The sequence below is a fragment of the Maritimibacter dapengensis genome (assembly GCF_019218265.1).
GTDB classification, from domain to species: domain Bacteria; phylum Pseudomonadota; class Alphaproteobacteria; order Rhodobacterales; family Rhodobacteraceae; genus Maritimibacter; species Maritimibacter dapengensis.
The window spans coordinates 55,014-74,686 of record NZ_JAHUZE010000004.1; the positions used below are offsets into that span (position 1 = coordinate 55,014).

Here is a 19,673-nt window from a genome sequence, read left to right on the forward strand (position 1 = left end):
CATCGGACCGGGTGAAAATCCGGTCTGGGAGGAAAAATTGAATATCCTGTTCATCATGTATGATCAGCTCAGGTTCGATTACCTGAGCTGTGCGGGGCATCCGCATCTCGAAACGCCGAACTTCGACCGCGTCGCGGCGATGGGCGTGCGCTTCACCGAGGCCTATGTGCAATCGCCGGTCTGCGGTGCCTCCCGCATGTCCACCTACACCGGTCGGTATGCCTCGTCCCACGGCGCGCAATGGAACGGGTTTCCTCTGCGCGTGGGCGAGGTGACGCTCGGAGACCATCTGCGCAAGCTCGGTATGAACGCCTACCTGCTCGGCAAGACGCATATGAAAGTGGACGCGGAAGGTATGACGCGCCTCGGTCTCGCGCCGGACAGCGTGATCGGCGCGCGACAGGCCGAATGCGGCTTCGACGCCTGGGTGCGCGACGACGGGCTCTGGGGGCAGGGGCCGGACGGGTTCTATGACCAGAAACGCTCGCCCTATAACGAATACCTCAAATCCAAGGGCTACGACGGTGAAAACCCCTGGGCCGACTACGCCAACGCGGGCGTGGACGAGGACGGGAACATCGCCTCTGGCTGGATGTTCGCCAACGCCGACAAACCCGCCAACATCCGTGAGGAAGACAGCGAGACCCCGTGGCTGACCTCCGAGACGATGCGCTTTGTCGATGAGGCAAAAGGGCCGTGGCTTGCCCATGTCAGCTTCATCAAACCGCACTGGCCCTACATCGTCCCGGCCCCCTATCATGACATGTTCGGGCCGAACCACGTGCCGGCCCCGAAACGTCACCCGACCGAGCAACGCGATCCGCACCCCGTCTACGGCGCGTTCATGGCGAACAAGATCGCGCAAGCGTTCCAGCAGGACGACGTGCGCCGCAAGGTGATCCCCGCCTACATGGGGCTTATCAAGCAATGTGATGACCAGCTTGGGCGGCTTCTCGGCCATCTGGAAACGACCGGGAAACTGGACGACACGATGATCGTGCTCACGTCGGATCACGGCGACTACCTGGGCGATCACTGGCTCGGCGAAAAGGATCTGTTCCATGAGCCGTCGGTCAAAGTCCCGATGATCGTCTACGATCCCCGGCCCGAAGCCGATGCCACCCGCGGCACGACCTGCGACGCCCTTGTCGAACAGATCGACCTGACCGCGACATTCATCGAAGCGGCGGGCGGCGAGGTGCCGACCCATATCGTCGAGGGGCGCTCGCTCATGCCGTTCCTGCGGGGCGAGACGCCGGAGACCTGGCGCGACTTCGTCATCAGCGAATACGACTATTCCGTCACACCGATGCGCGCCGCGCTGGGCGTGTCCAACGACGATGCCCGGCTCTTCATGGTTTATGACGGTCGCTACAAGCTCATCCATGCCGAGGGCGGCTTCCGCCCGATGCTGTTCGATACCCAAAACGATCCGGACGAATTCCACGATCTCGGCGCGGACACGGCGCAGGCCGAGATCATCGACCGCATGTATGGCCATCTCGCCCAATGGGGTCGACGCAATGCGCAGCGCGTCACCCGCTCCGACGCCGATCTCGCCGCAATGCGCGGTGCGTCAGCCCGCAAAGGCATCCTTCCCTTCCTCGTCGACGGGACCGAAGTCCCCAACGAATGGACCGAGAAATACCGCGGCCGCGCGCGGCAGATCTGGACGAAACAGGAGGCCGGTCAGGATGGCTGATCTCACGATACACCCCGTCGACCGCAAGGTGTCCAACATGGTCGCGGTCGCCCTCTCGCTCGTCGCCGTGATCTACGCCGCCTCGGGCCCGCTCAATGATTTCGTGACGTGGTTCATCCAGAACACCACCGAAGGCTGGGAAGAACTCTCACGTCGGGATCAGCGCTTCGCGATGCGCGAACATTGGATGGGCATGGCGCTGGGCAGCTTCGAACAGAACTTCCTGCGCCCCACCGGGCTCATAATCGGCATTCCGATCATCCTCTCGTTTGTTGTCTCGGCCCTGAAGATCCATCAATCCCCCGCCCTGCGCTGGCTCAACTGGCTCATGGCGCTGGCCGCGACCGCGGCCTTCACGATCTGGATCGTGAAGATTTTCGCCAGCGACGCGGGCGCGATCCCCCGGATCGACCGGATCGACTACATCGCTTTCCCGGTCGCCGCCGCGATCACGCTCTACATGACCTACCGCATGTTCGGCGGGTTCATCGTCGGGTTCTGCCTGTTCTGGGTCGCCTATTTCTTCCTGCGCGGCCTCCTGCCCGACTGGACAGGCATCCTCGCCGGGTCCGAGGCCACCTTCGCTCAGAACCTGCGTCAGATGCTCTTGAACTTCTGGGCGCAGACCGGCGGCATGTTCGGCCAACCCGTGCAGGTCGTGACCGCGAACGTGCTCGTATTCATCGTCTTCGGCGCGATCCTCATGGCGTCGGGGGCAGGCGATCTCCTGATGAAAATCGCCAACCGGATCTCGGGCGGCCTGACGGGCGGCGCGGCCCATGCGGCCATCGCGTCCTCTGCCCTGTTCGGCACGCTGTCGGGCGCGGCGATCTCGAACGTCGTCTCCACCGGAACCATGACCATTCCCGTCATCAAACGCTCCGGCTTCCGCCCGGCCTTCGCGGGCGCCGTCGAGGCCGCAGCCTCCACGGGCGGGCAGATCATGCCGCCGGTCATGGGCGTCGTCGCCTTCTTCGTCGCGGGCCAGATCGGGCTCGAATACCGCTACATCGTGGTCGCCGCCATCGTGCCCGCGATATTCTACTACCTCGGCACCTTCCTCGCGGTCTATTTCGAAGCCCGCCGCCTCGGGATCGGTGGCCTGCCGCGCGCGGAACGCCCGGCTCTCACCCGCTCCGAATGGGTCAAATGCCTCGTCTTCGTGATCCCGCTCGGCACGCTGTCTTACTTCCTGTTCTCGCAGCCCTCCGTGCCCAAGGCCGGGTTCTACGGCATCATCGCCGCACTCGGCTCGTCTCTCGTGCTGTTCCCCGAGTTCCGTTCGTTCGGCAAGGTCTGGCGCGCGATGGCGGATGCAGGGCGCATGATCGCAGGCATGATCGTCGTCGTGACGGCCATCGGCCTGATCGTCGGGCTGATCCAGTCGTCCGGCTTCGCGGGCCGCCTGTCGCTTCTTCTCGCGCAGATCGCGACCGGCGCTTTGCCCATCGTGCTCCTCGTGGTCGCCTTTGGCGCGATCATCCTCGGCATGGGGCTGCCGCCCGGTGCGACCTACTTCATCATCGTCATCGCCCTGTCGTCGGGGATTGACACGGTCGGCCTCGCCCCCCTGACGCTGCACCTCTTCGTCGTGGTCTTCGCCATGATGTCAACGGTGACACCACCCGTGGCGCTCGCGGCCTTCGCAGCAGCGCCCATCGCGGGCGCGAACCCGATCCGCACCGGGTTCGAAGCGGCCAAGATCGCGCTGGCCGGATTCCTCATCCCCTTCGTTTTCGTCTACCACCCGGCGGTGCTCTACAAGCTCCAGTCGCTCTTCGTCATCCTTGGCGGGGAAGAGGTGGACAGCCGTGCGATGATCGACATCACCACCGTGAGCTGGGGCGATCTCGGCTGGATCGTTATGGCTTTCACGCTTGCAATGTGGCTGATCAGCTCCGGCCTCGCCGGGTTCGACCGCGCGCATCTCACGAAACTCGAGCGCATATTGCGGGTCGTCATCGGCTTCGCCGCGCTCGCTCCGAACATGCTCGTCGCGATACCCGCGGCGGGTCTGGGTGTCGCACTCATCCTGCGGGAATGGGTCGCGTCGCGAAACACGGTCCCGGCTTAACGGGACGCATATCAGGGAGGATTATATGAAACATCTCAAACACGCATCGCTCGCCGCGGCTCTGGCCATCGGGGCCGGCGCACAGGCACAGGCCCAGAACCTGACTATGGCGACGATCGAGCCGAGCCTCGGCCCGGCGATCACCATGTCGACCTTCGCCAACCTCGTGAACAACGAGCTGGACGATGTCGAAATCGAGGTCGCGGGCGGCGGTGCCGCGACGCTTCACATGGTCGAGGTCGCGCGCGGCAACCTGGATATGTCGATGACCTCGCCATCGATCTATCCGTTGATGCAGAAGGGTGCCGCGATGTATGCGAACGAGCCCGACGCCCCGGCCCTGTCGGAAAACCTGCGCCTCATCATGTGGTTCCCCTATGGTGCCTACCACTACACCGTGCGCCCCGACAGCGGGATCGAGATGCTCGACGACATCGAAGGCGCGACCGTGTTTCTCGGGCCAGCAGGCGGCGGAGCCTACGCCACCGCGCGCGGCTGGATCGAAGCGACCACGGGGCTCGTCGCGGGCGAGGATTACGAGGCCATTACCGCGAACTGGGCCACCGGCTTCCAGTCGTTCCTCGACGGCAAGATCGACCTCTACGTGAACGGTTGCATGGACCCGTGCCAGCAGTTCCTCCAGATCACCGAGACCGAAGACGTGCGATTTATCGGCCCCGAAAGCCATGAAGGCGAAGCCGTCGAGAAATTCCTCGGCTCCTACCGCACGCTGGAAGAAATCGCACCGGGCGCGTACGGCCGGCAGGTGAACGAAGAAGCCGTGACGAGCCACAACACCTCGGTCGGAATCACCGTGCGCGCGGATCTGGACGAAGAGACCGTTTACCGGATCACCAAGGCCTTCTGGGAAAACCTCGACTCGATCACGTCTGACGCACCCTGGGCCAAGGCAATCTCGCTCGAAGAAGCCGTGAAATACGAAGGCAACATGCCGCTGCACGACGGTGCCCGCCGCTACTACGAAGAAGTCGGCGCGCTCTGAGCACCCAGACAACGCCAAAACCTCAGCGCCCGGCTCAGGTCGGGCGCTTACGCGTTCCCGCGCGTCCGTCTCTGATAGATCGAACGGGCAGGAGGGGGAACGCGCACCGCTTTGCCAAGCCCCCGGTGGTGGGCTAAAGCTTTCTCATGGATGGGGAATCGACCGATTAAGCGTATCACATCAGATGGCAAGAAGATCGACATGGGCCAGCTTGCCCACGATCTTCCATTCAGACTACGCACCCTTCAGGCATTGCTTCGCCCCGACGGGCAGGCGCTGATCGACGCGCTCGGGATCGAGATGGGCGAAGTCGGTGTGCTGTCGGTCATCGGGCAGAACCCCGGCATTTCGCAAAACGATGTCGCGACTGCGGTGGTGCTGAAGAAATCGGCCGTAACCAAGATCGTGTCCGGGCTGGAGGAACGCGGCCTCGTCGCCCGACAGAGGGTGTCTCAGGATCGCCGCGTGAACGCGCTGACCCTGACGACCGATGGCGCGGCCCTGCTGGATCGCATCCGCGCGGCAACACGCGACCTGAACGACCACCTGTTCGAAGGAATTCCAGACGAGAAACGCCTGGCCTTCTTCGACATCATCGACAAGGTGTCGGACCGCCTGTCGCGTGGCAATGGCACAAGGGGAAACGCCGCCTGACCCGCAAACGAAAACGGGCGGACCGAAGCCCGCCCGCCGGTAATCATGCTCGTGTCGATCAGTCGACGATCGCGTTCAGCGTCGCAGAAGGGCGCATGACCGCATAGGTCTTTTCCTCGTCGCCGTGGTAGTAGCCACCAAGATCGACGGCCTTGCCCTGATCCGCCATCAACTCTTCGATGATCTGCGCTTCCTTCTCGGCCATGGCCGCTGCAACCGGCTTGAAGTGCTCGGCCAGTTTGGCGTCGTCCGATTGCGCGGCCAGCGCCTCGGCCCAATAGCGTGCGAACCAGTAATGGCTGGTGCGGTTGTCGTTCTGGCCGACCTTGCGCTCCGGGCTGTTGCCGTTCTCCAGCACCTTCTGTGTCGCCGCTTCCACGGCTTCGCCGAGCACCTGAGCGCTCGCCTTGCTCTGCGCATCCGCGAGGAACTTGAAGCTTTCACCAAGCGCGCAGAATTCGCCAAGGCTGTCCCAGCGCAGGTGGTTTTCTTCCATCAACTGCTGGACATGCTTGGGGGCCGAGCCGCCCGCGCCGGTCTCGAACAGCCCGCCGCCGTTCATCAGCTTCACGATCGACAGCATCTTGGCCGACGTGCCCAGTTCCAGGATCGGGAACAGGTCGGTGAGGTAGTCACGCAGCACGTTGCCGGTGATCGTGACGCAATCCTCGCCGTCGCGCATGGTTTCAAGCGTGAAACGCGTGGCTTCGCGCGGGGCCATGATCGGAATGTCGATGCCCTGTTCCGCCAGCACCGGCTTCACATAAGCGATCAGTTCGGCGTCATGCGCGCGGTTCTCATCGAGCCAGAACGCAGCCTTGCCGGTCGCCTTGGTGCGGTCGATGCCAAGCTGAATCCAGTCGAGGATCGGCGCTTTCTTCGCCGTGGCCGAGCGCCAGATGTCGCCTGCATCCACGTTATGGCTATGCAGCACGCCACCGTTGTCCAGAACGATCTCGACCTTGCCCTTGGCGGGAATCTCGAACGTCGTCGGGTGCGAGCCGTATTCCTCGGCCTTCTGAGCCATCAGGCCCACGTTCGACACGGCACCACAGGTGGTCACGTCGAGCTTCCCGGTCTGTTTGAAATACTCGATGGTCTCGTCATAGACCGGCGCATAGCAATTGTCCGGAATGCAGCACTTGGTCGGCGCAGGCTCCCCATCCGGTCCCCAGCCGATGCCGCCGGCCTTGATGACCGCGGGCATGGAGGCGTCGATGATGACGTCCGAGGACACGTGCAGGTTCGAGATGCCCTTGTCCGAGTCGACCATGTACATCGGCGGCTGCGCATCCATCACGGATTTGTAGTCGGCCTCGAGCGTCGCATCGCCCTTGATCCGGTTTTCCAGGTCGCCAAGACCCGAGTTCGGGTTCCAGCCAAGCTCTTTGAGCTTGTCGCCATGCTTGGAGATGAAGTCTTCCAGGTAGACCGCCACGAAATGGCCGAAGATGATCGGATCCGAGACCTTCATCATCGTCGCCTTCAGGTGGACCGAGAACAGAACGCCCGGCTCCATGCTGTCGATCTCTTTCCTGATGAAGTCGCGCAAGGTCGCAGCGGACATGTAGGTCGCGTCGACAACGGTGCCTTCGTCATAGGACAGCCCATCCTTCAGCACCGTTTCGGTGCCATCTTCGGCGGTGAAGACGATCTTTGCGCCCCCGGTCTGATCCGCGCTGATCGTCGCCGATGTCTCATTGGCGTAGAAATCGTCGCCCGGCATGGACGCGACATGCGTCTTCGAATCCGACGACCAGTCGCCCATGCGGTGCGGGTTGGCCATCGCGTAGTTCTTCACGGCTTTCGCGGCGCGGCGGTCCGAGTTGCCTTCGCGCAGAACCGGGTTCACCGCCGAGCCTTTGACCGTATCGTAACGGGCGCGCACGTCCTTTTCCTCGTCCGTGGACGGCTCGTAGGGATAGTCCGGCAGGGCGTATCCCTGACCCTGCAATTCCTTGATCGTCGCGACGAGCTGCGGGACCGAGGCCGAGATGTTCGGCAGTTTGATGACGTTCGCGCCCGGCTTCTTCACGATTTCACCCAGCCATGCCAGATCGTCCGACACCTTCTGGTCGTCCGTAAGGTAGTCCGGGAACTGGCTCAGCACACGGCCCGCGAGCGAGATGTTGCGCAACTCGACGTCGATATCGGCGGCCTTGGCGAAAGACGAGATGATCGGGAGGAGCGAATGGCTTGCCAGCTCCGGGGCTTCGTCAACCTTCGTATAGATGATGTCGGGGGTATCGCTCATGTTCGGGTCTCCGTCAGGTCCGGGGTGATGTCCGGGATTGGGGCGGGGACTCGCACCCTGCCTTGCTTGCGTGTCGGGTAAATGACGCCGCGACACAAGTCAATGTGTGCCATTGTATACCGTCAAAATCTTTCGGCAAACCTGCCTTTTGGCGATGTACGGAACGGTACAAGCTGGAATTTGAGCAAATTCACGCAAGCTTGCGCGGGGTCAACATTGCAATTGGTTGCGACACCGTGGTTGCCCGTTACAGTTGTCCAATCGAAAAAGGCCCGAGCGCAGAATCGCCGCTCGAACGGCAACCAGACACGGGGAGAAAAAAATATGACCAAATTTACGAAAATCTCGGTGGCGGCGCTCCTGTCGTCCACCATGATCACAAGCGCGGCCTTCGCCGCACCCAACGTGCCCGAAGGCACGGAGCTCGCCGATGACCAGACGTTCACCTATCGCGTGCTCGACGAACATTCCTCCGTCGACCCGCAGGTGGTCGAGGATGTGACCGGCTCCGAAATCGTCCGCGACCTTTTCGAAGGGCTGATGAATCAGGACGCCGACGGCAACCTCATCCCGGGCGTGGCCACGGGCTACGAGGCTTCGGAGGACAAGCAAACCTACACCTTCACGCTCCGCGAAGACGCCAAGTGGTCCAACGGCGACCCGGTGACGGCCAACGATTTCGTCTATGCGTGGAAGCGCGCCGTCGATCCCGCGCTCGCCTCGCCCTACCAGTGGTTCATGGAGCTCATGTCGATCGAAAACGCCGCCGCGATCATCGCGGGTGAGATGGAGCCGTCCGAACTGGGCGTGACTGCCGTCGACGACTATACGTTCGAGGTGAAGTTGTCCGCGCCGCTGCCCTATTTCCCGCAGATGACCACGCACGCCACCACCTTCCCGGCGCCACAAGCGGTCATCGAGGAACATGGCGATGACTGGACCAAACCGGAAAACATCGTCTCGAACGGCGCCTACGTGCTGACCGAACACCTTCCGAACGAACGGTCCACCCGTGAGCGGAACGAGATGTACTGGGACAACGAGAACACGATCATCGAAAAGACCGTGGCGCTCGTCATCAACGACGAAAACGTGGCACTGACCCGTTATCTCGCCGGTGAACTCGACCGCACCGAGATTCCGGCCGGCCAGTATCCGCAACTGTCCGAGGAATACCCGGACCAGGCGACGAGCTTCCCGCGCCTGTGTAACTACTACTACACCTTCAACGTATCCGACTCTGGCCCCGAGGCCTTCAAGGACGTGAACGTGCGCAAGGCGCTGGCGATGGCTGTGGACCGTGACATCATCGTCGAGAAGGTCATGCAGGGTGGCCAGCCGCCGGCCTACACCTTCACTCCCGCCGCGGTCGCGGGCTTCGAACCCCCGGCGCTGGAATGGGCCGGGATGGATCAGGCCGAGCGTGACCAGATGGCCAAGGACCTTCTGGCCGAAGCAGGCTACGGCCCGGACAATCCGCTCGAATTCGAAATGGTCTACAACACGTCGGACGACCACGAGAAAGTCGCGGTGGCCCTGAGCCAGATGTGGAAATCCAAGCTCGGCGTTCAGGCGACGCTCGCGAACATGGAATGGAAAGTGTTCCTCGAAGAGCGCGGCAACCAGAACTTCGAAATGGCCCGCGGCGCATGGTGCGGCGACTACAACGAAGCCTCGACCTTCCTCGACCTGCTCGACAGCGACTCGGGCTACAACGACGGCAAGTATTCCAACGCCCGCGTGGACGAGCTTCTGGCCGAAGCCAAGACCTCGGACGATACCTCGCCGCTCTACACCGAAGTCGAGGAAATCCTCAACGAAGAGATGCCGGTGATCCCGGTCTATCACTACGCTGGTGTCTACATGCTCGACACCGATCTCGGCGGTTGGCCCGTCGATAACGTCGAGCAGAACTGGTATTCCAAGGATCTCTACAAGATCGCGGAATGAACCCGTTCCAATCCTGACCGCTCCCGCGCTCCCGGTTCCCCGGGGGCGCGGCCCTTTGGTTGAGGCCCCATGCTCGTCTATATCGCCAAGCGCATCCTGATCGCGATTCCCACGATCCTGATCCTGATCGTCGCGTCCTTCTTCCTGATCCATTTTGCGCCGGGTGGCCCGTTCACCTCTGAACGCCCCCTGCCACCCGCCGTCCTAGCCAATATCGAGGCGCGCTACGGGCTGGATCAGCCGCTGTGGAAGCAGCTCTGGGATTACCTCGTCAACATCGTCCTGCACTTCGATTTCGGCCCGTCCTTCAAGTTCAAGGACCGCGACGTGAACGACATCATCGCGCAGGGCTTCCCGATTTCGCTGACCTACGGCTCTCTGGCCTTCCTCGCCGCGACCATCGTCGGCGTCAGCCTGGGCGTCTGGGCAGCGATCAAGCACAACACATGGATCGACTATTTCGCCGTCACCCTGGGCATCGCGGCGCAGGCACTGCCGAACTTCATCATGGGCCCGATCCTCATCCTGACCTTCACGCTCTGGCTGGGCCTGCTGCCCGGCGGCGGCTGGAACGGCGGGCAATGGGAATACCTCATCATGCCGGTGATCGCGCTGTCCACGTCCTACATGGGCAACATCGCACGCCTGACGCGGTCCTCCATGCTCGAGGTCATGAACTCAAATTTCATCCGCACCGCCAGGGCCAAGGGCCTTCCCACGCGCACCGTGATCTGGCGCCACGCGATGAAACCCACGCTCCTCCCGGTGGTCAGCTATCTCGGCCCCGTCTTCGTCTACGTGCTGACCGGCTCGGTCTTCGTGGACCTTTACTTCTCCACCGGCGGGCTGGGGCAGGCCTATGTCGGCTCCGCGCTCACCCGCGACTACGCCGTGCTTCTGGGGGTCACGATCCTCTATGGCGGGCTCACCGTGCTGGTGAACCTTCTCACCGACCTCGCCTACGCGTGGTTCGACCCGAAAATCCGGTATTGAGGGAGGCATCAGATGGTCTTTGGAAGCTCGCAGAAAGCCGCCCAACTCGCAGACGACGTCACCGACGTGATCCCGGTCAAAGGGCGCTCGCTGCTCCACGACGCCTATATCCGCTTCACGCACAACAAGGCGGCGATGGCCTCGGTCGTCGTGCTCGGACTCATCATCCTCTTCGTCCTGATCGGGCCGCTGTTCGCACAATGGTCGAACGAAGAGATCGACTGGGATCGCATGGGCAACATCGCCACCGAAGGGATGCCCTCGATCGCCAACGGTCACTTCTTCGGTCTCGACGAGTTGGGGCGCGACCTCTACTCCCGCGTGATCCAGGCGACCCGCACCTCCCTCATGGTCGGCCTCATCGGTGCCGCCACCGCGCTTATCATTGGCACGACCTACGGACTGGTGGCGGGCTATGTCGGCGGCCGCGTCGACAGCGCCATGATGCGCTTCGTCGACATCCTTCTGGCGATCCCGCTGACACTGGTCATCATCCTGTTCCTCGTCATCGCCGGGCGCTCGTTCTTCATGCTGTTCGTATCCCTCGGCGCTGTCGGCTGGCTGACCATGAGCCGTATCGTCCGCGCCCAGACCCTCAGCCTCAAGACCCGCGAATTCATCGAGGCTGCCCGCGCCGCCGGCGTGTCCGAGGTGACCATCATGATCCGCCACATCCTTCCCAACCTGATCGGCGTGGTAATCGTCTATGCCTCCTTGCTCGTGCCCGAGATGATCCTGACCGAAAGCTTCATCTCGTTCTTGGGCCTCGGCATTTCCGAGCCATATACCTCACTGGGCAAGCTCATCGCCGAAGGCGCAGGCACCATGGCCTACGGCACGACATGGCAGCTTCTCTATCCGCTCTTTTTCTACGTCGCGATCATCATCACCATGTTCTTCATCGGTGACGGACTACGCGACGCGCTCGACCCGAAGGACCGCTGACATGAGTGTTCTGTCCGCCCGCGACCTGACCGTGACATTCCAAACGAACGACGGCCCCGTCGAAGCCGTCCGGGGCGTGTCATTCGATATTGCCGAGGGCGAATGTCTCGGAATCGTCGGGGAATCCGGCTCCGGCAAATCGCAGAGCTTCATGGCCGCGATGGGCCTCCTGCCGCCCAACGGCAAGGCGACCGGATCGGTGACATTTCAGGGCAACGAGATTCTGAACCTGCCGGTGTCGAAAATGAACAAGCTACGCGGCGCGGATGTCGGCATGATCTTTCAGGACCCTCTGACAGCGCTCACGCCGCATCTGAAAGTGGGCGACCAGATGGCCGAGGTGCTCAAGGTCCACAAGGGCATGTCCGGCACCGCGGCCCGCCGGCATTGCCTCGACTGGCTGAACCGCGTGCAGATCCCCGAAGCCGAGCGCCGCCTCACGCAATACCCGCATGAGCTATCCGGCGGTATGCGCCAGCGCGTGATGATCGCGCAGGCGATGCTCTGCGAACCCAAACTCCTCATCGCGGATGAGCCGACAACGGCCCTCGACGTGACGGTGCAGGCCGAAATCCTCGACCTGATGCATGAATTGCAGCTTCAGCAACGAACCGCCATCGCGCTCATCACGCACGACATGGGGGTGGTTGCCCGCATGTGCGACCGGATCGAGGTGATGAAGCTGGGCGAATACGTCGAATCCGGCGAGGTGGGGCAGGTCTTCACCGCACCGAAACACGACTATACGCGCAAACTCCTCGATGCGATGCCGCGCATCGACGACGAAGGCGCACCGGAAGGCACCGAAGACGACGCCGAGCCGCTTCTCTCGGCCGACGACATCAAGGTGCATTTCCCGATCCGCGTGAAGGGCGGCTTCTTCGGGCGCACCATTCCGCTCAAGGCCGTGAACGGCGTGACCTTCGACCTTGCGAAAGGTGAAACGCTTGGCGTGGTGGGGGAGTCGGGCTGCGGCAAGTCCACTCTGGCCCGCGCCGTCCTGCGCCTGATCGAACCGACGGGGGGCGACGTGACCTGGCTCGGATCGTCCTTCACGCGCCTCGACAAGTCCAGCCTCACCAAGTCGCGCAAGGACATGCAGATCGTCTTTCAGGACCCGCTCGCCTCGCTCGACCCGCGGATGACCATTTCCGACAGTATCGCAGAACCGCTCAAGACGTTCCAACCGGGGCTGACCAAGGCCGAGCGCAAGGAAAAGGTGCTGGAGATGATGGAGCGGGTCGGGCTGGAAACCGCTTTCTTCAACCGCTACCCGCATGAGCTTTCCGGCGGCCAGAATCAGCGCGTCGGTATCGCCCGCGCCATGATCAACCGGCCCAAACTCATCATCTGCGACGAAGCCGTCTCGGCGCTCGACGTGTCGATCCAGGCGCAGATCGTCCAGCTCCTGAAGGATCTTCAGGCTGAGTTCGGCATGTCGATGATCTTCATCTCGCACGACCTCTCCGTGGTGCGCGCCATCTCGAACCGGATTATGGTGCTTTACCTCGGCCGGATCGTCGAACTGGCCGATGCCGGCACGATCGTGGAAGACCCAGTCCACCCCTACACCAAGGCGCTGATCTCCGCGGTCCCGATCCCCGATCCCGAGCTCGAACGCACCCGCGAACGCATCCGCATCCCCGGCGAATTGCCCTCGCCCCTCGACCCGAAGGCGTCTCTCAGATTCCTGCCGTCGAAGCTGAAGTCAGGCGACGAAGATTACACCCCGCGCCTCGAACAGATCGCGCCGGGGCATTGGGTGGCCGAACATGATCCGCTTGACGTGATCTTGGCCGCGCACCCCATGACGCATGAAATAGCCGTCGAACCTCTTTAGTAATAGATTTCCTTGTGGTTATATTTCCGATAGGATATATATCTCCGCAGGAGGTATCCAATGTCACTCGTTCAAACGTTCGCGGCACTCGCCGACCCAACCCGGCTTGCCCTTGTCTCACAACTTGCCGGCGGCCCGGCCAACGTCTCGGAATTGTCCGAGGCGCATAGCCTGAGCCAGCCGGCCATTTCAAAACACCTCAAGGTTCTCGAAAAAGCGGGACTCATAGAGACGACCGTCCAAGGCCAGACCAGGCCGCGGAAACTGGTGGCGAACAACCTTCAGCAAGTCGATCTCTGGCTCAATGCGTTCCGCAGCCTTTGGGACGCACGTCTTGATAGATTGGGGGACTTTCTGGATGACGGGGAGGATTTACAATGACCCACGCAGATTACGCCACCATTGCCAATGACCTTCGCTACGTTTTTCAGCGCAAGATGAATGCTTCGCCTGATCGCGTTTTCAACGCATGGACTGATCCGGCGAAAATATCGAAGTGGTGGGACCCGTCCGGCAGACCGCTCGCCCGATGCGAGATCGACCTGCACATCGGCGGCGCGTTTCGCTTCGTTCACCAGAACGAGGAACATGAATTCCGAGGGGTGTATACAGGAATTGATCGCCCGACCTTGCTGGGCTTTGACGCCATGGGGGCCAAGGGTCTGGTCAAGATCGCGCCGGATGGCCATGGCTCTGTCATGGACGTGTCGTTCACCTGCCAAACTCAACAGCAGTTCGAACATTTCGCAAAGATGGGGATTGCGGACGGAACCGTCCGAACGCTCGCCAATCTAACAGCGTTATTGGATCGCGAAGGATGAGCTAGACGGCACTTTTGAATGGCCCGCAGACTGCATTGAACGACAAAAGAACGGGCCCGCATTTCTGCGAGCCCGCCAGCATCAGCCTGACTGTGAAGAACTTGGAATATCAGGCTGCCTCCCTAAAACCGGCCTTTTCTTCTTTCTCGACGAAGGCCTTGTGCAGCACCGCGATGGCCTTGTCGGCTTCATCGCGTGGCATCAGGAATTGCACGTCCACATTGCGCGGCGTCGCGTGGGCGGCGATCACGTCCAGTCCGGCTTCGTCCAGCGCGGCAAGACCCCGGCCCAGAACGCTCTGCTTGCGCAGATCGCGTCCGATGGCCGAAACGATCGACTGCGTGCGCACTTCGATCTCGGCACCGGGGAATTGTTCGGCGATGTCACGCTCCACGCGGCGCACCGATTTCAGGCTGCCTTTGACGTAATGCGTGATGGTGTTCGCGTTCGACGTCTTCGACACGATCCAGACCTTGTGACGCTTCATCGCGTCGAGGATCGCGGTGTCGTAACCCTTCACGCCCACCATGTCCTGTTCGAACACCTCGACCGAGATGACATCCAGCGCGGTGATGATCTCGACGCCCGGCGTATCGCCCCGGCTGTCGTCTATCAGCGTGCCGGGATCGTCCGGCTCGAACGCGTTGGTCACGCGCAGCGGCACGTCCGCCTGTCGCAGCATCTTGGCCGCCGACGGGTGGATCGCCTCCATCCCGAGGTTCGACAACTGATCGGCCACGTCGTAGTTCGTGTGGCCCAGCTTGCGCGTATTCTCTTCTCCGACAAGGTTTGGGTCGGCGGAGGACAGGTGGAACTCCTTGTGAATGATCGCCTCCTTGGCGTGCGTCAGCGCCGCGATGCGGGCGAACGTCACCTCGGAATAGCCGCGATCGTATTCGTTCATCAGCCCTTCCTTGCACTGGGCATAGCCGGTGATGATGGGAAGCTCCTGGCTCACATCAATATCCGACAGCCCTTGCTTCACACGCTCGTCGAGCGAACAATCGCCCTCGTCGCGCCAACCGGACAGATCCACGAACCGGGCCGACACGCCTGCACGCTTAAGCATGAGCGCGGTGACGAAGGCGGAATGCGCCTCGCCGAGACCGGAGAGAAGCTCACGCACCATCGACATGTGCTCGTTCAGCCGGAAGTGGCCGTAGGAACAGAGCCGACCAAGGTCGATCAGGAAACTCCGAGCCCCTTCGATCCGGTCGCGCACGAAATCCGTCGCGTCCGACACGTCGCCGGGGTGCTCCAGGATACCGGTGTGCGCCTCGATCATCGCGTCCTGCACGCGTTTGAGCGCGGCCATCCAGCTATGATCGTCCTCTTCGCTGTCGGCAAAGAGCGCATAGACACCCTGTTTCCCCGACTTCTTGTGTTCCAGCAGCAGGTTGGTGATGCCACCGAAGGCCGAGACGACGAACATCCGGTTATAGGGGTCGTCGCCTGCGATGAGCAGCGTATCGCGCAGCTCGTTCACCCGGCTCATCGACGTGCCGCCGATCTTTTCAACAGTATGATTTCCATGTGCCATGGTCAGGCATTCTCCTCCGCCGGCGCATAGGAGCCGTCTTCGCGGTGCACTTCGTTGCCGGTGATCGGCGGGTTGAAGCAGCACGCCATGACAAGCTCTTCTTCCGAGCGCAGCGTGTGGTGGTCGTGGTCGTTCAGCGCATACATCACGCCGGGCTTGATCTCATGCGTCTCGCCGGTTGCGAGATCGGTGATCGAGCCCTTGCCCGAGATGCAGTAGACGCTCTCGAAATGGTGCTTGTAGTGGAACGTATGTTCCGACCCGGCCTCCAGCGTGGTGATGTGGAACGAGAACCCCATTCCGTCTTCGGCCAGAAGCATCCGCACCGAGTTCCAGCGAGCGTCAGACACGCTCTTGTCGGTGTTTTTCAGTTTGTTGAAGTCACGTACGATCATGATGTCACTCCGCAGCAAGCGTTTGGTTGTCGGCGAGGGCGTCGCGGGTCGCATCGAGCAGGATGTCGAGTCCACGCTCCAGCACCTCGTTCGGAATGGTAAGCGCGGCAAGCACCTTGACCACTTCGTCATCGGCCCCCGAGGTCTCGATGATAAGACCTTTCTCGAAAGCGCGCGCACAAATATCTTCGGCAAGGTCGCCGGTGCCCACATTGACACCGCGCATGAAACCGCGACCCTTGAGGTAAGCGCCATCCACGAGATCCGCGATCTTGGTCAGGCCCGCCTCCAGGATGTCGGCTTTCTCCGCGATCGCTTTCTCGAACGCGGCATTGTCGGCCCAGAACTTATCCAGCGCGACACGCGCGGTTACGAAGGCATGGGTGTTGCCTCGGAACGTGCCGTTGTGCTCGGCCGGCTTCCACACGTCATGCTCTTGCTTGATGAGCAGCGCGGCGAAGGGCAGGCCGAAGCCCGACAGCGATTTCGCCTGCGTGATCATGTCCGGCTCGATATCCATGGCTTCGGTCGAGAAATACGTCCCGGTCCGGCCAATACCCGCCTGAATGTCGTCGACGATCAGCATGGCGCCATGCTCTTTCGCGAGGCGTGCAATACCCTCGACCCATTCCTTGGACGCGGCATTCAGCCCGCCTTCACCCTGCACCGGCTCAAAAATGAACGCGGCAGGCGCGTCGATGCCCGAAGACGAATTGTTCAGCATGGCTTCGATCAGCGCGAGCGTATCCACGTCACCCAGGCTGCCTTCATAGGGCAGGTGGGTCACGTCACCCAGGTTGCCGCCACCGGCACCGCCACGCTTGCCGGCATTACCGGTCAGCGACAGCGAGCCCATGGTCATGCCATGGAAACCGTTGGTGAACGAGATGATGTTGCGGCGGCCCGTAATCTTGCGGGCGAGCTTCATCGCCGCTTCGACGGCGTTGGTGCCGGTCGGGCCGGTCATCATCACCTTGTAGTTCTCCATGCCACGCGGCTTGAGCACGATCTTCTCGAAGGCTTCGAGGAAGCGCGCCTTTTCATCGGTGTACATGTCGAGCCCGTGAGCGATGCCGTCGGCGGTGATGTGTTCCACCAGCGCCTCTTTCATGTCCGGGTCGTTATGGCCGTAGTTCAGCGAAGAACAGCCAGCCAGAAAGTCGATGTAATCCACCCCGTTGTCGCCGGTCATGATGGATCCCTGCGCCTTCGTGAAGGTGGTGGGGAACCCACGGCAGTAGGAGCGGGCTTCGGATTCGCGGCGAGCAAAAATTGGGTTGATCGCCGAAGTGTGTTCGGTCGTCATAACGTATTCCTTTGGGATTCGTGTGTATCGAGGGGCGTCTGGCCGCGGATCACGCGGCCGATGCCATGTCCTCTTCTTCCGGCAGGTCGATTGTCACCATATGCTCGGTGTCGTGACGGCCGCCGAAGTGGTCTTCCTCGGTGTAATGGGCTTCATCGGTCAGCTCGCCACCCTGACGGCGGGCAAAGCTTTTGAACAGCCCCCACGAGGCGTCGTTGTCCTCGGTGATGGTGGTTTTCAGCGCACTCACATCGCCGCATTCTTCGCGTTCGATGAGATGGTCGAGCATTTTGCCGCCCAGACCAAGACCCCGCGCGCGGGCGCTTACGGCAACCTGCCACACGAAGAGAGCTTCTTCGTTCGGCACGATGTAGCCGGAAATCCACCCGACGATCTCGCCGTCGAGTTCCGCCACCACGGAGGTGTCGCTGAAATGGTCGCACTGCAACAGGTTGCAATACATGGAGTTCTCGTCGAGCGGCTTGCACTCGCGGATCAGCTCCCAGATGGCAGCCCCATCCTCGGAAATGGGTTTCCGCAGATGGAGCCCCTTAGTTCGGGGGCGTTCTTGTTCTTTACTCATGTCTTTCGGCATAGGTTTTCTCCAAGTTCCTTCGAGAACCTAACTAATGGGGCAAGGAATTTGTTTCAAGTCCCAAAGGAAAATATCGCCAGGATTCGCGATTTTCTGCGGTTTTTGGCGTAATGTACCCAATAATCCTTTGAAAAATGGCGCCTTTGGTCCTTTACTTACCAAATGGTTTGCCTATCTAAGTAACATGATTGCGTCAAACCTCATCAGCATGGCAAAACAGGGGTCGGAAGGAGATCTCTTGAGTCGCATCGACGATAGCCTCATCGCGCTCCGCAGGATCATGCGCGCGACCGAGCTTTACGGCAAAGAGCTCGCCCAGGCCGCCGGCCTGACGGCGGCTCAGTTCCGTGCGCTTCAGATCGTCGGTGAGAAGGGATGGGAAACGCCCACGGCCATAGCAAGCCGCATGGGCGTGAGCCAGGCGACGATCACCACCCTGACCGATAAGCTGGTCAAGGCCGGGCTCGTGTCACGCGAACGCTCAGAACGGGATCGCCGCCAGACCAACGTAACCCTTACCGAAGCAGGGCGCGCCGCGCTCGACAGCGCCCCGGATGCGCTGCAACAGGTTTACGCGCGACGGTTCGAAAACCTCGACGACTGGGAACAGGCCCAGATCATCGCGACGCTCGAACGGGTCGCCGCGATGCTGGACGCAGGCGATATCGACGCCTCGCCTGTCCTGACCACAGGCGACATCAAACGTCACTGACAGCGTAACCCGGACATGAAAAAGGCCCGCGATATCGCGGGCCTCTGCGGTTATCGGAAAGGGATTAATGGTGCGTGTGTTCGTCGGAATCATGGCCATTGATCGGCCGACCCCGTCCCGCCGCCATCCCGGCGGTGATGCCCTGCACGAAAGCGGCGCTCAGACCACCGACAGCAGCCATGCCCGCGGCAGGCGCAGCGGTCGAAGCCGGCGCATTCACGCTTGGTGCCATCGTGATCTTGGCCCGCTGCGTCCGGGTCATCGCCAGGCAGATCAGCCCGAGCCCGATGAAGACCCCTGCAAAGACCAACGCAACATGAAGGGTTTCCATGAATTCGGAAAGCACGATCCAGCCTGCGACGGCCAGAAATGCGATGCCGACGAACAACAGGAGGCCGCTCACCACACCGAACATGGTGCGGCGAACGGCCAATCTTGCGCGGTATTCAAGTGCTGCAAGCATCTGATGTCAGTGCCGGCGTGCGAGGAACAGTCCGACAACGAAACCGACGCCGGCAGCGATACCGACCGAAGCGGCAGGATTCTGGCGAACCGTGTCTTCGGCGGAAGAATAGGCCGCAGCGGCATTGTCACCGGCGCGCCGCGCCTGCGCTGCGCCTCGTGCTTTCAGTTCACTCGCGGTCGCGCGTGCGCGGTTGTTGAGGTCGGATACGCCCGACCGGCCAAGGTCCCGGATCGTACTTGTGATTTCCGAGATGTCCGAGCGAAGAACGGCAAGTTCCGTTTCGAGGTCCTTCATCGACTTTTCGGTCGCGGCGGACGTGCTCGAGCCGTTGGACGTGGATTTCTGTGCGGCGGTAGCCATTGAAAAACTCCTGTTTGACGTCTGTCCATTCAGGAATTCCAACGTGTGACCCATCCGCCGGTT

General features: G+C 61.7%; 18 protein-coding genes. 11 read left to right on the forward strand and 7 right to left on the reverse strand.

Translation table 11 applies throughout. The features are described from left to right. Nucleotides 1-37 precede the first annotated feature (37 nt). The 4 genes from KJP28_RS15435 (at nucleotide 38) to KJP28_RS15450 (ending at nucleotide 5,433) form a co-directional block, all read left to right on the forward strand. Nucleotides 38-1,702, forward strand: coding sequence for a sulfatase-like hydrolase/transferase (locus KJP28_RS15435; protein WP_218393528.1), 1,665 nt, complete (start codon nucleotides 38-40; stop codon nucleotides 1,700-1,702). Then, nucleotides 1,695-3,776 carry a TRAP transporter permease gene (locus KJP28_RS15440; RefSeq protein ID WP_218393529.1) on the forward strand — a complete coding sequence of 694 codons (2,082 nt, stop codon included), beginning with the start codon at nucleotides 1,695-1,697 and terminating at the stop codon, nucleotides 3,774-3,776. Before KJP28_RS15435 ends, KJP28_RS15440 begins: the two co-directional genes overlap by 8 nt. A 25-nt stretch (nucleotides 3,777-3,801) precedes the next feature. Next, nucleotides 3,802-4,779, forward strand: coding sequence for a TAXI family TRAP transporter solute-binding subunit (locus KJP28_RS15445; RefSeq protein WP_218393530.1), 978 nt, complete (start codon nucleotides 3,802-3,804; stop codon nucleotides 4,777-4,779). Between the two features lie 201 nt (nucleotides 4,780-4,980). Beyond that, nucleotides 4,981-5,433: a MarR family winged helix-turn-helix transcriptional regulator gene (locus KJP28_RS15450; RefSeq protein ID WP_218393531.1), complete on the forward strand. Its 453-nt coding sequence runs from the start codon at nucleotides 4,981-4,983 to the stop codon at nucleotides 5,431-5,433. 58 nt (nucleotides 5,434-5,491) lie between these two features. Here KJP28_RS15450 and KJP28_RS15455 read toward each other — a convergent pair whose 3' ends face one another. Beyond that, nucleotides 5,492-7,687: an NADP-dependent isocitrate dehydrogenase gene (locus KJP28_RS15455; RefSeq protein WP_218393532.1), complete on the reverse strand. Its 2,196-nt coding sequence runs from the start codon at nucleotides 7,685-7,687 to the stop codon at nucleotides 5,492-5,494. Nucleotides 7,688-8,011: 324 nt separating this feature from the next. Between KJP28_RS15455 and KJP28_RS15460 the strand changes: the two genes are divergently transcribed. The 6 genes from KJP28_RS15460 (at nucleotide 8,012) to KJP28_RS15485 (ending at nucleotide 14,236) form a co-directional block, all read left to right on the forward strand. Next, a complete protein-coding gene (locus KJP28_RS15460; protein WP_218393533.1) occupies nucleotides 8,012-9,637 on the forward strand; it encodes a peptide ABC transporter substrate-binding protein in 1,626 nt (541 codons plus the stop codon). A 69-nt stretch (nucleotides 9,638-9,706) separates the two neighbouring features. Next, nucleotides 9,707-10,630 carry an oligopeptide ABC transporter permease OppB gene (oppB, locus tag KJP28_RS15465; RefSeq protein ID WP_218393534.1) on the forward strand — a complete coding sequence of 308 codons (924 nt, stop codon included), beginning with the start codon at nucleotides 9,707-9,709 and terminating at the stop codon, nucleotides 10,628-10,630. Between the two features lie 12 nt (nucleotides 10,631-10,642). Then, complete coding sequence (locus KJP28_RS15470) at nucleotides 10,643-11,575, forward strand: ABC transporter permease subunit (RefSeq protein WP_218393535.1); 933 nt, start codon at nucleotides 10,643-10,645, stop codon at nucleotides 11,573-11,575. A 1-nt stretch (nucleotide 11,576) separates the two neighbouring features. Continuing rightward, nucleotides 11,577-13,415, forward strand: coding sequence for an ABC transporter ATP-binding protein (locus tag KJP28_RS15475; RefSeq protein WP_218393536.1), 1,839 nt, complete (start codon nucleotides 11,577-11,579; stop codon nucleotides 13,413-13,415). A gap of 60 nt (nucleotides 13,416-13,475) precedes the next feature. After that, on the forward strand, nucleotides 13,476-13,796 hold the full coding sequence (locus KJP28_RS15480) for an ArsR/SmtB family transcription factor (protein ID WP_218393537.1): 321 nt from the start codon (nucleotides 13,476-13,478) through the stop codon (nucleotides 13,794-13,796). Continuing rightward, nucleotides 13,793-14,236, forward strand: a complete 444-nt coding sequence (locus KJP28_RS15485; RefSeq protein WP_218393538.1) for an SRPBCC family protein — start codon at nucleotides 13,793-13,795, stop codon at nucleotides 14,234-14,236. The genes KJP28_RS15480 and KJP28_RS15485 overlap by 4 nt, the downstream gene beginning before the upstream one ends. Before the next feature lie 109 nt (nucleotides 14,237-14,345). Here KJP28_RS15485 and KJP28_RS15490 read toward each other — a convergent pair whose 3' ends face one another. The 4 genes from KJP28_RS15490 to ectA are packed head-to-tail and all read right to left on the reverse strand — an operon-like array spanning nucleotide 14,346 to nucleotide 18,060. After that, nucleotides 14,346-15,776 carry an aspartate kinase gene (locus KJP28_RS15490; RefSeq protein ID WP_218393539.1) on the reverse strand — a complete coding sequence of 477 codons (1,431 nt, stop codon included), beginning with the start codon at nucleotides 15,774-15,776 and terminating at the stop codon, nucleotides 14,346-14,348. Between the two features lie 2 nt (nucleotides 15,777-15,778). Next, a complete protein-coding gene (locus KJP28_RS15495; protein ID WP_218393540.1) occupies nucleotides 15,779-16,171 on the reverse strand; it encodes an ectoine synthase in 393 nt (130 codons plus the stop codon). Nucleotides 16,172-16,175: 4 nt separating this feature from the next. Then, a complete protein-coding gene (ectB, locus tag KJP28_RS15500; protein ID WP_218393542.1) occupies nucleotides 16,176-17,477 on the reverse strand; it encodes a diaminobutyrate--2-oxoglutarate transaminase in 1,302 nt (433 codons plus the stop codon). 49 nt (nucleotides 17,478-17,526) lie between these two features. Next, nucleotides 17,527-18,060: a diaminobutyrate acetyltransferase gene (gene ectA, locus KJP28_RS15505; RefSeq protein ID WP_418887938.1), complete on the reverse strand. Its 534-nt coding sequence runs from the start codon at nucleotides 18,058-18,060 to the stop codon at nucleotides 17,527-17,529. 250 nt (nucleotides 18,061-18,310) lie between these two features. Between ectA and KJP28_RS15510 the strand changes: the two genes are divergently transcribed. Then, the gene (locus KJP28_RS15510) at nucleotides 18,311-18,784 is read left to right on the forward strand and encodes a MarR family winged helix-turn-helix transcriptional regulator (protein WP_218393544.1); all 474 of its coding nucleotides are present in this window, start codon (nucleotides 18,311-18,313) and stop codon (nucleotides 18,782-18,784) included. 64 nt (nucleotides 18,785-18,848) lie between these two features. Here KJP28_RS15510 and KJP28_RS15515 read toward each other — a convergent pair whose 3' ends face one another. Together KJP28_RS15515 and KJP28_RS15520 are read right to left on the reverse strand one after the other, a co-directional pair. After that, a complete protein-coding gene (locus tag KJP28_RS15515) occupies nucleotides 18,849-19,247 on the reverse strand; it encodes a phage holin family protein (RefSeq protein ID WP_218393545.1) in 399 nt (132 codons plus the stop codon). 6 nt (nucleotides 19,248-19,253) lie between these two features. After that, complete coding sequence (locus KJP28_RS15520; protein ID WP_218393546.1) at nucleotides 19,254-19,610, reverse strand: ElaB/YgaM/YqjD family protein; 357 nt, start codon at nucleotides 19,608-19,610, stop codon at nucleotides 19,254-19,256. Nucleotides 19,611-19,673: the final 63 nt, after the last annotated feature.